This is a genomic window from Specibacter sp. RAF43 (assembly GCF_052114065.1).
In the GTDB taxonomy this organism is placed as follows: domain Bacteria; phylum Actinomycetota; class Actinomycetes; order Actinomycetales; family Micrococcaceae; genus Specibacter.
Genome location: NZ_JBFREA010000001.1, coordinates 308,622 through 323,590, shown reverse-complemented (window position 1 = coordinate 323,590; position 14,969 = coordinate 308,622). Strand labels below are relative to the sequence as shown.

The 14,969-nt window shown below is 67.1% G+C and carries 14 protein-coding genes; 7 read left to right on the top strand and 7 right to left on the bottom strand.

The features are described from left to right. Window positions 1-82 precede the first annotated feature (82 nt). The 4 genes from AB4Y80_RS01470 to AB4Y80_RS01455 all read right to left on the bottom strand — a co-directional run bounded on the left by AB4Y80_RS01470 (window position 83) and on the right by AB4Y80_RS01455 (window position 4,883). The gene (locus tag AB4Y80_RS01470) at window positions 83-1,198 is read right to left on the bottom strand and encodes a BMP family lipoprotein (RefSeq protein WP_442211513.1); all 1,116 of its coding nucleotides are present in this window, start codon (window positions 1,196-1,198) and stop codon (window positions 83-85) included. Between the two features lie 217 nt (window positions 1,199-1,415). After that, entirely contained in the window at window positions 1,416-2,438 is a 1,023-nt protein-coding gene (locus AB4Y80_RS01465) for an NADP-dependent oxidoreductase (RefSeq protein ID WP_442211511.1), read from the bottom strand. 28 nt (window positions 2,439-2,466) lie between these two features. Then, entirely contained in the window at window positions 2,467-3,672 is a 1,206-nt protein-coding gene (locus AB4Y80_RS01460) for an amidohydrolase (RefSeq protein ID WP_442211510.1), read from the bottom strand. Between the two features lie 65 nt (window positions 3,673-3,737). Next, window positions 3,738-4,883 (bottom strand): mannose-1-phosphate guanylyltransferase, encoded by a 1,146-nt coding sequence (locus tag AB4Y80_RS01455; RefSeq protein ID WP_442211508.1) that lies wholly within the window; start codon window positions 4,881-4,883, stop codon window positions 3,738-3,740. Window positions 4,884-5,172: 289 nt separating this feature from the next. Between AB4Y80_RS01455 and sdhC the strand changes: the two genes are divergently transcribed. From sdhC to AB4Y80_RS01435, 4 genes are all read left to right on the top strand, one after another. Continuing rightward, window positions 5,173-5,553: a succinate dehydrogenase, cytochrome b556 subunit gene (gene sdhC, locus AB4Y80_RS01450; protein WP_442211507.1), complete on the top strand. Its 381-nt coding sequence runs from the start codon at window positions 5,173-5,175 to the stop codon at window positions 5,551-5,553. After that, window positions 5,554-6,018, top strand: coding sequence for a succinate dehydrogenase hydrophobic membrane anchor subunit (locus AB4Y80_RS01445; RefSeq protein ID WP_442211506.1), 465 nt, complete (start codon window positions 5,554-5,556; stop codon window positions 6,016-6,018). A 111-nt stretch (window positions 6,019-6,129) separates the two neighbouring features. Beyond that, the gene (gene sdhA / locus AB4Y80_RS01440; protein WP_442211505.1) at window positions 6,130-7,929 is read left to right on the top strand and encodes a succinate dehydrogenase flavoprotein subunit; all 1,800 of its coding nucleotides are present in this window, start codon (window positions 6,130-6,132) and stop codon (window positions 7,927-7,929) included. Beyond that, complete coding sequence (locus AB4Y80_RS01435; RefSeq protein WP_442211504.1) at window positions 7,929-8,726, top strand: succinate dehydrogenase iron-sulfur subunit; 798 nt, start codon at window positions 7,929-7,931, stop codon at window positions 8,724-8,726. The genes sdhA and AB4Y80_RS01435 overlap by 1 nt, the downstream gene beginning before the upstream one ends. A gap of 93 nt (window positions 8,727-8,819) precedes the next feature. Here AB4Y80_RS01435 and AB4Y80_RS01430 read toward each other — a convergent pair whose 3' ends face one another. Next, the gene (locus AB4Y80_RS01430; protein ID WP_442211503.1) at window positions 8,820-10,334 is read right to left on the bottom strand and encodes a S53 family peptidase; all 1,515 of its coding nucleotides are present in this window, start codon (window positions 10,332-10,334) and stop codon (window positions 8,820-8,822) included. 180 nt (window positions 10,335-10,514) lie between these two features. On the opposite strand from AB4Y80_RS01430, the gene AB4Y80_RS01425 reads away from it, so the two are divergent. From AB4Y80_RS01425 to AB4Y80_RS01415, 3 genes are all read left to right on the top strand, one after another. Beyond that, window positions 10,515-11,252 carry a hypothetical protein gene (locus AB4Y80_RS01425; protein ID WP_442211502.1) on the top strand — a complete coding sequence of 246 codons (738 nt, stop codon included), beginning with the start codon at window positions 10,515-10,517 and terminating at the stop codon, window positions 11,250-11,252. A 105-nt stretch (window positions 11,253-11,357) separates the two neighbouring features. Next, window positions 11,358-12,311 carry a hypothetical protein gene (locus AB4Y80_RS01420; protein WP_442211501.1) on the top strand — a complete coding sequence of 318 codons (954 nt, stop codon included), beginning with the start codon at window positions 11,358-11,360 and terminating at the stop codon, window positions 12,309-12,311. Beyond that, on the top strand, window positions 12,308-13,360 hold the full coding sequence (locus tag AB4Y80_RS01415; RefSeq protein WP_442211500.1) for a hypothetical protein: 1,053 nt from the start codon (window positions 12,308-12,310) through the stop codon (window positions 13,358-13,360). The genes AB4Y80_RS01420 and AB4Y80_RS01415 overlap by 4 nt, the downstream gene beginning before the upstream one ends. Before the next feature lie 18 nt (window positions 13,361-13,378). Here the strand turns inward: AB4Y80_RS01415 and AB4Y80_RS01410 are convergent, their stop codons facing one another. Together AB4Y80_RS01410 and trpS are read right to left on the bottom strand one after the other, a co-directional pair. Next, window positions 13,379-13,936, bottom strand: a complete 558-nt coding sequence (locus tag AB4Y80_RS01410; RefSeq protein WP_442211499.1) for a 2'-5' RNA ligase family protein — start codon at window positions 13,934-13,936, stop codon at window positions 13,379-13,381. Window positions 13,937-13,938: 2 nt separating this feature from the next. Beyond that, window positions 13,939-14,967 (bottom strand): tryptophan--tRNA ligase, encoded by a 1,029-nt coding sequence (gene trpS, locus AB4Y80_RS01405; RefSeq protein WP_442211498.1) that lies wholly within the window; start codon window positions 14,965-14,967, stop codon window positions 13,939-13,941. Window positions 14,968-14,969 lie beyond the last annotated feature (2 nt).

Here is a 14,969-nt window from a genome sequence, read left to right as displayed (position 1 = left end):
GGACGACTCTGTGCTGAATCGACTGTGCGCCGCACCGGCAGCCAAGGCTGCCCGTGCGGCGCAACACAATCGAAAAACGGAGCTACTTGGGGCTGGACTTCGAGGGAGCCTTGATGCTGCCGTCGATGATGCCCTTCTTGATGGTCTCGAGCTGGCTCTTGGTGTCCGCGCTGACGGCGGAATCCAGGTCGTGGAACGGGGCCAGGGCCACGCCCCCGTTTTCCAGGGTGCCAACGTACGGGGCGGGATCGAACTTGCCGCCCAGGTCGTCCTTGACGATGGTCTCCACGGCCTCGCCCATGGTCTTGATGACCGAGGTCAGCAGGATCGACTTGTAGGTCGGGGCGGTCAGGAAGCCGTCGGAGTCGACCCAGATCATCTTGACGTTCTTGCCGTCCTTGTTGGCGGCCAGGATGGCGTCCCCGGCGCCCTTGCCCAGCGGGCCGGCCACCGGCATGACGACGTCGGCGCCGTCACCGATGAGGTTGTTGGTGGCCTTGGTGCCTTCCTGGATGATGTCGAAGGTGTTCGCGAACAGGCCCTGCTGGGTGTCCACGTTCCAGCCCAGGACCTTCACATCCTTGCCCTGCTTTTCGTTGAAGTACTTCACGCCCTCGGCGAAGCCGTCCATGAAGATGGTGACAGTGGGGATGTTGATGCCCCCGAACGTGCCCACCTTGCCGGTCTTGGTGACCGAGGCCGCCGTGTAGCCGGCCATGAACGCCGCCTGGGCCGTGTCATACACGACGGGCTTGACGTTGGGTGCCTTGATGGAGCTGTCGTCGATGATGGCGAAGTGGAGGTCGGTGTTGGCGGCGGCCAGCTTCTTCGTCGCGTCGGCGAGCAGGAACCCGACGGTGAAGGTCATGTTGCATCCGGCGTTGGCCATCTGGCCCAGGTTCGGCTCAAAGTCCGCCTTGCTCTTGGACTGGGCCTCCTTCATCTTGATGCCCAGGTCCTTGACGGTCTTTTGCAGGCCCTCGTAGGAAGACTGGTTGAAGGACTGGTCGTCGAATCCGCCGGAGTCGGAGACGATGCAGCCAAGGTAGCTGGCCGCGGCGTTCGAACCGGTGGTGCTGCCACCGCCGGTCGGCGCCGGAGCCTGGCCGCAACCGGTCAGCAGGAGCGCCGTTGCCCCCAGCGTGATGGTTCCCACCGTGGCCCCGCGTTTGGCGGTGCGAAACAGCWTATTCTTCAAGGTTCCTCCATAAGGTAAGTGTTTGCGACGAGTATCGCGTCGCCGCCCCCGGCGCCGGAATGTCAGTGATGACCCTAATCTAATCCGAGTTTCTACTCGCCGGTAGCCCAGACCGGGCGGAACTGGCCATCGTTGGGCAACCGTTACCAATTGGTGACCCGAGCCGGGCCGGGCCGCGCGGCCCGGCGCACGGCCCGGCCGGCGCCCCCGCAGGCGGTTACCACTGAAGCTGGATGACCATCTTGCCGGTATTGGCCCCGCGCAGCAGGTCGATGAAGGCAGCCGGCGCATTCTCCAGCCCGTGGACCACGGTCTCGTCAAAGCGGATCTGCCCGGCGGCCAGCCAGCCGGCCATCTTTTCGGCAAATTCGCCGGCCAGGTCCTGGTGCGCAGTGACCAGGAAGCCGCGCAGGGTCAGTTGCTTGCCGATCGCCGACGCCAGGTTGCGCGGGCCGTGCGGGGCGGCGGTGGCGTTGTACGCCGAGATGGCCCCGCACAGGGCGATCCGGCCAAACGGATTGGCGAGGGAGATCGCGGCCTCGAGCTGCTCGCCCCCGACGTTGTCAAAGTACACGTCGATCCCCCGGCCCGGGCCCAGTACGTCGGCCAGCAAGTCCCTGGCCGGGCCGTCGTGGTAGTTGAACGCGGCATCAAAGCCAAGCTCGCGCAGGTGCGCCGCCTTCGCCGCGGAACCGGCGCTGCCGATCACCCGTTCGGCGCCCAGTACCCGGGCCAGCTGGCCCGCCAGCGAACCCACCGCGCCGGCCGCGGCGGAGACAAACACGGTGTCCCCGGGGGCGAAGGCGGCCACCCGGGTCAGCCCCGCGTAGGCGGTCAGCCCGGTCATGCCGAGGGCGCCCAGGAAGGCGCTGGGCCGGGCCAGGGAGGTGTCGACCTTCTTCGTGGCCGTCGCCGCAACCACGGCGTATTCGCGCCAGCCCAGGCCGTGCACGACGACGTCGCCCTCCCTGCGCCGTTCGCTGCGGGACGCGATGACCTCACCCACGGCGCCGCCGTCGAGCACCGCATCCAGGGCAAAGGGCGGCCGGTAGGACTTCACGTCATTCATTCGCCCGCGCATGTAGGGGTCCACGCTCATGGCCAGGTTGCGGACCAGGATCTCGCCGTCGGCCAGCGGCGGCACGGCGGACTCGCTGAGGCGGAAGTTCCCCGGCACGGGCCAGCCGAACGGCCGGGACGCGAGCCGGATTTCCCTGGACGTGGTGGGGTAGGCGCTCATGCAGCCAGCCTAGCCCCCCGGACCGGTCTTAGGCTGCGGGCGTGCGCAGCGTGCGCAGGGCCGCGGCGCACAGCACCCGGATGCCGACGGAGAGGGCCCGTTCGTCCACGATGTAGTCCCCGCGATGCAGGTCGTATTCCTCGCCGCCGGGCACGTGCGTGCCTAGGCGCATGAGCGAGCCCGGGATGCCCTGGAGGAACCAGGCAAAGTCCTCCCCGCCCATGGATTGGGGGGCCAGCACCACGGAATCCTCGCCGAGTTCGGCCCGGGCCGCGGCCTCGATCAGCGCCGTCTCGTGCTCGGAGTTGACCACCGGGGGCACGCCGCGGGTGTGTTCGAGGTGCACGTCCACCCCGTACGGGGCCGCCACCTGCTGGACCACCTCGTCCAGCAGTTCGCCGGCCGAATGCCAGGCCTCGCGGTCCAGGCAGCGCATGGTCCCGCTCATGACCCCGTGGCCGGGGATGGCGTTGGGGGCGGATCCGGCGTTGATCTGCCCCCACACCATGGAGACGCCGCTGCGCACATCCACCCGGCGGGACAGCACGGCCGGGACGTTGATGGCGATCTGGGCCAGGGCAAAGACCAGGTCCTCGGTGCGGTGCGGGCGGGAGGTGTGGCCGCCGCGGCCGGAGAGGGCAATCCTGATGGTGTCCGAGGCGCTGGTGATGGGGCCGATGCGCGTGCCGATCTTTCCGACGTCCACGCGGGGGTCGCAGTGCAGGGCCATGATGCGCGGCACCCCGTCCAGCGCGCCCTGGTCAATGCAGGTCAGGGCGCCGCCGGGCATGGTTTCCTCGGCGGGCTGGAAGATGATGCGCACGGTGCCGCCCAGCGGGGTGTCGGCGTGCATCCTGGCCAGGACCAGGGCAATGCCGAGCATGCATGCGGTGTGGAAGTCGTGCCCGCAGCCGTGGGTGACCCCGTGGTTGCGGGATGCGAACGGCAATCCCGTCTCCTCAATGATGGGCAGGGCGTCAATGTCCCCGCGCAGCGCCGTCGCTATGGGGCCCTCCCCCACGTCCACAATGACCCCGGTGCTCTCCAGGCGTCGCGGCCGCAGCCCGGCCGCCGTCAGCAGCTCCATGATCCGGGCCGTGGTGCGGTGTTCCTGGAAGGACAGCTCCGGGTGGGCGTGCAGCTCGCGGCGGAACTCGATGACGTCATCGATCAGGGGCTCCAGCCAGGGGCCCACCAGCTCGGTTGGTTCTGTTTCCAGCGAATAATTGCGCACGCAACAAACTCTAACCATGTCCCCGGGCCTTGGCGTCATCGGTGGCGGACCTTTACGCCGATTCCCTACAGGACGTCGGTGTCGCCCTTGGCCTTGAGCCCGTCCACGGCCCGCTTCACGAGCTGGGCGTGGGCGCGTGTGGTCACCAGCAGGGCGTCCGGGGTGTCCACCACCACCACGTCCTCGATGCCGATCAAGGCGATGACCCGCTTGGTGTCCGTGACCACGATGCCGGTGCTGTCCTCGGTGAAGACGCGGGCGCCCTCGCCGATGACCGTGACGTCGTCCACCTCCCGGGCGTTGTTCAGGCGCGCGATCGCGGCGAAGTCCCCGACGTCGTCCCAGCTGAAGTCCGCGGGAATGACGGCGACGTCCCCGGCGTCGGCGGCGGGCTCGGCCACCGCATAGTCAATGGCGATCTTGGGCAGGGTGGGCCACACCCGGTTCTTCACGGCCACCCGTTCCGGGGTGTCCCACGCCTCCGCGATCTCCATGAGCCCGGCGTAGAGGTCCGGGGTGTTCGCCTTCAAATGGCGCAGCAGCAGTTCCACGGGGGCCACGAACATGCCGGCGTTCCAGTTGTATTCGCCGCTGGCCAGGTATTGCTCGGCAACGTCCTGGCTGGGCTTTTCCACGAACTTCACCACGGCGTGGGCGCTGGGAGCCCCGGCAACGGCCAGCGGCTCCCCCGTGCGGATGTAGCCAAAGCCGGTCGCGGCGTGGGTGGGCTTGATGCCGATGGTGACGATCTTGCCGGTGGCGGCCGTGTGGATGGCCTCGCGCACGGCGTCCTGGAACTTCTCCACCGGGCTGATCACCTGGTCGGCGGCAAACGATCCCATGATGGTTTCGGGGTCGCGCATGTACAAGATGGCGGCGGCCAGCCCGATCGCGGCCCCGGAGTCCTTGGGTTCGTTCTCCAGCACCAGGTCGCCGTCGGCAAGTTCGGGCAATTGGCGGCAGACGGCGTCGCGGTGCGCCTCGCCGGTGACCAACACGATCCCGTTGCCGGTCAGCGGGGCCAGCCGGTCATAGGTGGCCCGCAACAGGGTGCTCCCGCTGCCGGTGAGGTCATGGAGGAACTTCGGGGCCGCGGCACGGGAGAGCGGCCACAGCCTGGTCCCGACACCCCCGGCCGGGATCACGGCGACAAACTTGTCGATGGGCTCCGCCCGGGACGTGGCCGGTACGGCCGGAATTTGCGTATTCATTGCCACAACTCTAAGCGATGGCGCCCGCGATCCCGGGATTCCGCGGTAAAAGTTCACCCCGCCGGCGCCGGCCGGGCATACGGGCGTCGCCCCCGAAAGGGCGCGGGGTTGGCGGCCGGGCCCCACTTTATGACGTGGCTGTGATTTGTCGCATAGAGCAAGGAGCGCCTAAGTTGAATAAGCTGTAAGCGAAGCCTAAATTTAGGCTTCAGTTACGAGTGCTCACGCCGTGTGCGTTTCCCCGCGTGGAACCACGCCAGCGTCACGGTGATGCAGGAAGGTTTATTCAGTGCCGACAAAACCAGCTGGCACTCTGTACCGCGGCCGAGAAGGCATGTGGTCCTGGGTGGGACACCGGATTACCGGTGTAGTGATTTTCGTATTCTTGTTGGTGCACGTTTTGGACACCTCCTTGGTGCGGGTGTCCCCGGAAGCGTACACAGCAGTCATCGGGGCCTACAAGAACCCCATCATGGGCTTGGGGGAAGCCGCCTTGGTCGCCGCAATCGTGTTCCACGCCTTTAACGGGCTGCGCATCATTGCGATCGACTTCTGGAAGAAGGGTCCGAAGTATCAGCGCCAAATGCTGTGGACCGTCCTGATCGTCTGGGCCGTGGTCATGATCCCGTTCCTGATCCGCCACCTCTCCATCGTCTTCGGGGGGCACTAAATGAGTTCCAACACCATTGAAACACCGCGCTCCAGCGCCGAGGCGCCCAACTACAAGCGCAACAAGGCCTCCCACTCCAGCTTTGAGATGATCGCCTGGCTGTTCATGCGCCTTTCCGGCGTTGTGCTGCTGGTCTTGATCTTCGGCCACCTGTTCGTGAACCTCATGGTGGGCGACGGCATCCACGCCATCGACTTCGGCTTCGTGGCCGGCAAGTGGTCCAGCCCGTTCTGGCAGGTCTGGGACCTGGCCATGCTGTGGCTGGCGATGCTGCACGGCACCAACGGCGTGCGCACCATCATCAACGACTACGCCGAGCGCAATGGCACCCGCATGACGCTCAAGACGGTGCTCTACATCGCCGCCGCCGTCATCATCGTGCTGGGCACCTTGGTGATCTTCACGTTTGATCCGTGCCCGGCCGGTGCAGTCACCGACCTCCCGTCCTTCTGCCCCGTCCCCTAGGGAACGCCCGCAAGGATCAAACCTTGATGGGCGCCCCGCCGGCCCCGCGCCGGCGGGAACAGAAGTGAACACGAGTTTTTTGTTGCAGTAAAGAGAGAAAGAGCATCCAGTATGCAGGTCCATAAATACGACGTCGTCATCGTCGGGGCCGGTGGCGCAGGCATGCGTGCCGCCATCGAATCCGGCCAGCACGCACGCACAGCCGTACTGACCAAGCTCTACCCCACCCGCTCGCACACCGGTGCGGCCCAGGGCGGCATGTGTGCGGCCCTGGCCAACGTGGAGGAAGACAACTGGGAGTGGCACACCTTTGACACCGTCAAGGGCGGCGACTACCTGGTGGACCAGGACGCGGCGGAGGTCATGGCCAAGGAAGCCATCAACGCCGTCCTCGACCTGGAAAAGATGGGCCTGCCGTTCAACCGCACGCCCGAGGGCCGCATTGACCAGCGTCGCTTCGGCGGCCACACCCGCGACCACGGCAAGGCCCCGGTGCGCCGCTCCTGCTACGCCGCGGACCGCACCGGCCACATGATCTTGCAGACGCTGTACCAAAACTGCGTCAAGCACAACGTTGAGTTCTACAACGAGTACTACGTCCTGGACCTCCTCACCGTCGAGGAAGAGGCCACCCGCGAGGACGGCACCGTCTACCTGCAAAAGCGCATCGCCGGCGTTGTCTCCTACGACCTGGCCTCGGGCGAGCTGCACGTTTTCCAGGCCAAGAGCGTCATCCTGGCCACCGGCGGTGCGGGGAAGGTCTTCAAGACCACCTCCAACGCGCACACCCTCACCGGCGACGGCATGGGCATCGCGTTCCGCAAGGGCATCCCGCTGGAGGACATGGAGTTCTTCCAGTTCCATCCGACAGGCCTGGCCGGCCTGGGCATCCTGCTCTCCGAGGCCGCCCGCGGCGAGGGCGCGATCCTGCGCAACTCCGAGGGTGAACGGTTCATGGAGCGCTACGCCCCGACCATCAAGGACCTGGCCCCGCGCGACATCGTGGCCCGCTCCATGGCGAACGAGGTCCGTGAAGGCCGCGGCTGCGGCCCGAACAAGGACTACGTCCTGCTGGACTTGACCCACCTGGAGCCGGCGCACATCGACGCCAAGCTGCCGGACATCACCGAGTTCGCCCGCACCTACCTGGGCGTAGAGCCGTACACGGAGCCGGTCCCGGTGTTCCCCACGGCGCACTACGCCATGGGCGGGATCCCGACGAACATCAACACTGAGGTCCTCCAGGACAACGACACCATCATCCCGGGCCTGTACGCCGCCGGCGAGGTTGCCTGCGTCTCCGTCCACGGCTCCAACCGCCTGGGCACCAACTCGCTGCTGGACATCAACGTGTTCGGCAAGCGGGCCGGCGTCGCCGCGGCCAAGTACGCCGCGGCGGCCGACTTCATCGACCTGCCGGAGAACCCGGAGGCGCACACCGTGGCCCTCCTGGACCACGTGCGCACCTCGGACGGCGGCGAGAAGGTTGCCGCGATCCGCAAGGACCTGCAGGACACCATGGACGCCAACATGCAGGTGTTCCGCACGGCCACCTCCATTGACAAGGTCCTCTCGGACATCGCCTCCTTCGAGGAGCGCTACTCCCGCATCACCGTCCAGGACAAGGGCAAGCGCTTCAACCTTGACCTGCTCGAGGCCGTGGAACTGGGCTTCCTGCTCGAACTGGCCAAGGTCATGACCGTCGCCGCCCTGCACCGCCAGGAATCCCGTGGCGGCCACTACCGTGAAGACTTCCCGAACCGTGACGACGAGAACTTCATGAAACACTCCATGGCCTTCAAGGACCTGGCTGTCACGGCAGAGAGCTCCGCGGAGCACATTGCCGGCATCCGCCTGGAGACCAAGCCCGTTGTCGTCACGCGCTACCAGCCAATGGTGAGGAAGTACTAATGAGCCCCGTGGAAACTGCTGAAACCGCCCCCGAGCCGCTGTCGAAGATTGAGCTGCCCGCCCACCTGGGCGGCGGCGGGGAAATCCCCACCTTCGACATCACCTTGCGTGTGCGTCGCTACGATCCGGAATTTTCCGAGGACTTCACCTGGCAGGACTTCAACTTGACCATGTACGGCACCGACCGCGTGCTGGATGCCCTGCACAAGGTCAAATGGGAGCAGGACGGCTCGCTGTCCTTCCGCCGCTCCTGTGCCCACGGCGTCTGCGGCTCCGATGCCATGCGCATCAACGGCCGCAACCGGCTGGCGTGCAAGACCCTGCTCAAGGACCTGGACACCACCAAGCCCATCACCGTCGAGGCCATCAAGGGCCTGCCGGTGGAGAAGGACCTGATCGTGGACATGGAGCCGTTCTTCCAGTCCTACCGGGAGATCATGCCGTTCTTGATCAACCGCGGCCACGAGCCGTCCAAGGAACGCCTGCAGTCCGCCGAGGAGCGGGCACGGTACGACGACACCACCAAGTGCATCCTGTGCGCCGCGTGCACGTCCTCCTGCCCCGTGTTCTGGACCGACGGCCAGTACTTTGGCCCGGCCGCGATCGTCAACGCGCACCGTTTCATCTTTGACTCCCGCGACGACGCCGGCGACATGCGTCTGGAAATCCTCAACGACAAGGAAGGCGTGTGGCGTTGCCGCACCACCTTCAACTGCACCGAGGCGTGCCCCCGCGGCATCCAGATCACCAAGGCCATCGCCGAGGTCAAGCAGGCCATCCTGTCCCGCCAGGTCTAGTCCGGCCTGATCCGACCGGTCCGGCTTGATCCGACCGGCCGTGAGCGCCGCCCCCCGCTCGGGGGGCGGCGCTCTTGCGTTCATGGCCCCAGGTCAGCCGGCGCGCACCGCCGCAACAAGGTCGGGCAGCAAATTCGCCGCATTCGGGGTGCCGAGCCCGGTGACCGGGTCCCAGCCGGTCGTGGCAGGGTAGCCGGCGATCGTCGGGTCGGCCGTGTTGTTGCCGGTGGTCACGTCGTAGAAGTCATTGGCGTACGTCGCGGCATTCGCCCCGAGCCGGTACAGCGCGGGGTTGATGAGGCCCAGCCCGCCGCCGTTGATCTGGGCGGCAATCGCCACCAGGCCGGCCCACTGCGGGCAGGACAGCGAGGTGCCGCCGATGTCGTACCAACCGGTGCTGCAGGGCGCCTGGCCGCACAGGAGTCCGCTAAGCCCGTCCGGCGGGAGCGTCAGGTAAACCAGGGCACCGGTACCGGCACTTGCCTGCAATCCGATGTCCGGAACGCCTCGCATGGTCCCGATCGGGGTGCTGCCGCTCGGCAGCGTCCCCTGATAGTCGGGGCGGGCAAAGACATGGCTGAAACCGCCGCCGGAGAACGTCCACCCGACTTCGGCGACACCAGGGTTGTCCTGGCACTTGGCCGGCGGGCTCACGCTGTCCACGATGCGCTGGGAGGTCGCGTTCGGGTCGGTGCACAGGTACGTTCCGCCGACTCCGGTCACGAGCGGGTCCGATGCCGGCCACTCGACGGTCGGGAAGGGAAAGAGCTTGCCGGCGTTGGGGCCGGACACGGGCGCCTTGCCGCCGTTCGCCGTGCCGCCGTCACCGGAGGAACCCAGCACGGTGACCCCGTTCTGCGCCGCCGAGATGAAGGCGTGGCGCAAGTTTTGCAACGACTGGGGACTGCCGAAGGCGTCCTCCGCGGAGGCGAAACTTTGCGAAATGACCTGCGCCAGGTGATGGTCCACGACGTACTGCTCGGCGGCCATCATCTGCGGGAAGCCCTGGACCCCCAGGGTCTCGGCGGTCGGGGTGGTCACCAGGAGGATGTTCGCCCCGGGGGCCATGGAATGCGCCGTCTCGACGTCGAGGGCGACTTCCAGCGCCCATGCCGACTTGTCTTCCTGCCGGGTGCCCTTGCTCTTGGCCGGCGGGGCCTTCGTGGCCGGAGAGCCCTGCACGTGCAGTTCACTGAAGGTGGGCATCCCGGGGGCACAGGTCACGGCCTCCTCACCGCACATTGACGGAAGATTGAAGGCCTCGTTGTAGACGTGCAGGTCGTGGGCCATGGTGTCGCTACCGAAGGAGTCGACGATGGCAATCGTGATCCCGCGGCCGTCATGACCGGCCGCATACAGGGGACCGACGTTGTAGGCGGCGCGCGTGGACTGCGGCGTGAAACACCGCCGGCCCACAGAGGCACACTGTGCCTGGGTCGGYGGCGTCGCCGAACTGGTGACCTGGACAAAGTCGCTCACCGCCGGGTGCACGGCGGGCGATTCGGCGAGCGGTGGCGATGCCGTCGTGGTGCCTGCCAGGGCGGTGGCCACCGCAAGCGTCACCCCTCCCGCCAGCGAGAGAAAACGGATTCCGGTACGAGATTTCATCTTAACCTCCGGACTGCTGCACGACGACCCTCACGGCCGGGCCGGATGCCCGCCTGGTCGCCCCAATGGACCGAAGGTCACCCTCGGTTTACATCCGGCCCGGCGCCGCTGTCAAGGGATGATCCAACCCATGGCCGGTGATCCATGGGCATCCGGGCGCCGCGGGTGGACAATGGGCGCATGTTCGAAGAAACGAATATCCCGGCCAGGGACGAACCCGGTGCCGACGGGGAGAAGGCGGCCGCAACGGCGCGGGCGGCGCCCGCCGTGCGGGCCCAGCTGCTCGCCACCGAGCACTGGAGTTTGCTCGCCTTGCGGAGCACCACGCAGGCGGAGGTACTAACCAGGATCAGCATCTTCCTCACGCTCACCTCCGCCGCCTTGGTGAGCCTGGCCCTCGCCGGTCAGGCGATGAACTTCGATGACACCTTCGTGCTGCTGGCGATCATCATCCTGGTGGTGGTGATCATCGTCGGCCAGCTGACCCAGATCCGGGTCCTGAACGTTGGTTTTGAGGATCTTTCCTGCGTGCTGGCGATGAACCGGCTCCGTGCGGCCTATGCCGAGCTGGATCCCGGGATCGAGCGCTACCTGATGGCCTCCCGCTACGACGACCGGGCCGGCTCGCAACAGAGCTACTACATGCTGCCGCGACGAACCGCCGGCGGCCATGTCGCCGGAAGCAGCATGGTCCTGATCCTGGTGGTCAATGCCGCCCTGGCCGGCATTCTCGTCGCTGCACTTTCCGCCAGTTGGGGCGCTCAGGCCCGTTTCGCCCTGACCACCGGGCTCATGGTGGGCCTGTTCTACATCGCGGCATGGATGTGGGTCGGCGGCCGGCGCTACTTCAACGTCTGGAGGCGCTACAGTCCCCATTTTCCGTCACCGGAACCGGGGAGAGCGGAACGACGCACCTGAGGTGGCGGCGCGCCTGAGAAACGTGAGCGGGTCAGGCGTAACACGGCAGTAACGACCCTGGCCCTATGCTTCAGCTGCACGCAGCAACTATCAGGCAGGTGTTCCATGCCCAGACTCAATGAAGCGCAGATCAGGCTGGCTCTTCAGGCCGCCGCGGATCATTCGGCCAGGAGCGGCCGGCCCGCCGCGCGTTTCGGGCAAACGGGGGCCGCCGGGCTGTTGCGGCGCCGCCGGGACGCGCTGTTGACGGCGGCCCTCGCCGCGACCGGCGTCGACCAGGACAAGTTCGGGCAGCTGCTGGCCGAAAGCAATGCCGAGGCGGCGCGGTTCGTGGACGCGCAGCGTTCCGCCGCCGGGACTCGGCCGGCGGCCGCCCGAGAGGCCGTCCGCCGGGCAATTGACGGCCGGCGAGAGGCCCTTGCCCAGCTGCCGCCTGATCCGGTGGAATACTTCGCCCTTGAGGCACCATTCCTCATCTGGCCAACCCGCGGCATGGAACTGGAGTCCACCCACATCGAACCCTGGAACAGCCAAGCGGAAATCTGGCTGCACGCGGGCAACGACGGCGATTCCGAACAGGCCGGACGCGAGGAATTGACGTTTTACTTCCTCTGGGAGAATCCGCGGGACCGGTACTCCGTCACCAACGTGGACGGTTTCTTGGTCCTCAACGGCTTCTGCGACGCACTTGGCCACGGCGGCATCCTGTGGGGCGATCGATTCAGCAAGCTGGACGTGGACGTGACGCTGCGCCTGATGGAATGGTGGAACCAGCCGCCCACGGAGCCGCCCGCCGACCCCAGCCAGACCCAGCGTGCGGTGACACTGTCCGTGGACACGGGCGGGTTCGGGGATTTCACCCATGTGGAGATTGCGGACGTGTTCCGGGGCTACGACCTCCAGTACGGCTTCTTCACCCTGCCGCCACACGGCGTGGTGGTGATCGAGGTCAGCGTGGTGGCCTCCTATGACGTGCAGGACGGTTCCGTCGACCTGGACTTCTCCGGGCATAACCTCACTGTCCAGTGCCCGTTCGTCCAGGTGGCGATGCTGCCATGAAGGTCTCCGAGCCGGAGCGGGCCACGCCGGGGCCAAATGACCAGGAACCGCTCAACGCCGCGCGGCTCAAGGCGGTGCTGGCCGCCGGCCGGGAGTTTTCCGCGGCGCGGGAGGCCCTGGGTACCGCCCGCCGTGCCGCGGCCGGACGGGAGGTGCCGGCACCATCCCGCCCGGCCCGCGCCATGGCCGCCGAATATCTGGCCGGCACCGGCGCCGACGCGCAGGCCCTCGAGGGCCGGCTCGAAGCCGCCCGGGCGGGCAACCGCCGGCGTCTGGAGGAGGTCAGGGCGGATGCGCAGCGACGGTCCGGGGCCCGCGCGGCCCAGCTGGCCGCCGTCGTCGCCAACCAGCGGGCCGCCCTGAAGTCCGTCGTCGCCCTCGGTTCGCACTCCACCATCCGGTATGTCGTCCTGGACAGCCCGGTGTCGATCTGGGCGACGGAGCAGCTTCAGATGTCCTCCTCCACCATCCTGGCATGGGACAGCCGGGCCAAAGTCCGTTACGACGGGGAACTGTACGGTAGCTGGAACTCTGCCATCATCGAGTCCGTCGGGACCGAAGAGCTGCATTTCTACTTCCTGTGGCGGAACCCGGACGCGGGCTACGCGGTGGTCAACGTCGACGGATTCCTGGTGCTCAACGGCATGGGCACCGTGCACTCCCGCGGCGGACTGGTGGGTGGCGGCTCGGCCCGGCTGAGCCTGGACCCCACCCTCGAGCTGATCCAGACCTGGACGCAGCCGGTCTCCTCGCCGGCGGCCCAGTCCGGCCAGACGCAGCGGGCCCTGGACCTTGCCGTGGACTCGGACGGATGGTTCAGTGACGACCACACCAAGACGTCCCTGGTGTTCCGGGGCTTCGATCTGCGCCACGAGCAGGCGATTGTCCCGCCCGGGCAGTACCTGATCATCGACGTGGCCCTGGCGGTGAACTATTCCTACATCGACGGGGCCGTCAGCGCGGACTTCACCAGTGCGGCGTTCGATGTGCTCAGCCCGTTCGTCGAGATCGCCATCCTGCCCCGACCCGACGTCTTCCGCTCCACGTAGCCGCCATGGCGGCCCGGGTCAAAACTGCCCGTCGCCGCCAAGTGCCAGCTCTTCGCGCAGCGCCCAGCCGCCCCGGGAATAGTCGAAGAGGCCGATGCTGTTCACCTCGAACTGGGCCGCAAATTCCGCCATCTCGCTCTCGGCGCGCGCCATGACATCCTCCGGAAGGTCGTGCGCCACGGTCAGGTGCGGGCGGAAGTCAAACTCCACCAAATGCTCCAGCGGCCCCCCTTCCAGGCGCTCGTGCAGGTCCATGCATTCGGTGACGCCTTGGACCAGGTTCAGGTACACCACCGGCGACACCGGCTGGAACGTCCCGGTCCCCCGGAGCTCCACGGTGAACGGCTGGGTCGCGGCGGCAATGCTGCGCACATGCTCGGCCGCGTCCGTCCACGACCCGGTCGCCCGGCCCGAGACCAGCGTGATGTGCGGTGGCACGACGGCGGCGCCCGGGCCCCCGAACAGGACCCGCCAGTTGCTCAGCTCGCCGGCGAGCTCCGACGGCATCGAGATGACCACGCCCAGGCTGTCCGCGTGGGGCGCAGGTGATGCCGCGCTTTCGCTGATGCCGGGCATGGCTAGGCTTCCACCCCCAGGGGCGGCAGGAAGCCCACCTTCGCGTAAACGTCAGCCAGCGTGACCGAGGCGATTTCGCGGGCTTTCGCGGCGCCGTGGGCCAGCAGCCGGTCCAACTCCGCGGGGTCGTCCAGCAATTCCAGGGTGCGTCGGCGGATCGGCTCGATCCGGGCCACCACGGCCTCGGACACATCCACCTTCAGGTGCCCGTACATCTTGCCCTCGTACTCGGCCACCAGGGTGGCGATGGGCTTTTCGGTCAACGTCGAGAGGATCTCCAACAGGTTTGACACGCCCGGTTTCGCGGCCCGGTCGTGGGCGATCACCGTGTCGGCGTCGGTGATCGCGGACTTGATCCGCTTCGCCGTGACCTTGGGATCATCGAGCAGGTTGATCAGCCCGTTCGGCCCCGACGCGGATTTGGACATCTTCGCCGTGGGATTTTGCAGGTCATAGATGCGGGCGCCCTCCTTCTGGATGAAGGCCTCCGGCACCGTGAACGTCTCACCGAAGCGGTGGTTGAAGCGCTTGGCCAGGTCGCGGGCGAGTTCCACGTGCTGGCGCTGGTCGTCCCCGACGGGCACTCCCTGGGGACGATAGAGCAGGATGTCGGCGGCCATCAGGACCGGGTAGGTGAACAGGCCAACACTGGCCATCTCCGTCCCGCCCTTGGCCGACTTGTCCTTGAACTGGGTCATGCGGGCGGCCTCGCCGAAGCCGGTGATGCAGTTGAGCACCCACGCCAGCTGGGCATGCTCGGGGACGTGCGACTGCAGGAACAGGGTGGACTTGGCGACGTCGATCCCGCCGGCAATGTACTGGGCCGCCGTCTTGCGGGTGCGTTCGCGCAGTTCGGCCGGGTCCTGCGCCACGGTGATGGCGTGCATGTCCGGGATGAAGAAGAGTGTTTCGTAGTCGTCTTGGGTCTTGACCCAGTTGACGAGGGCCCCCAGGTAGTTGCCGAGATGCAGGGAGTCCCCGGAGGGCTGCATGCCGGACAGCACGCGGGGTCGGGCGGTGGTCTCACTCATGG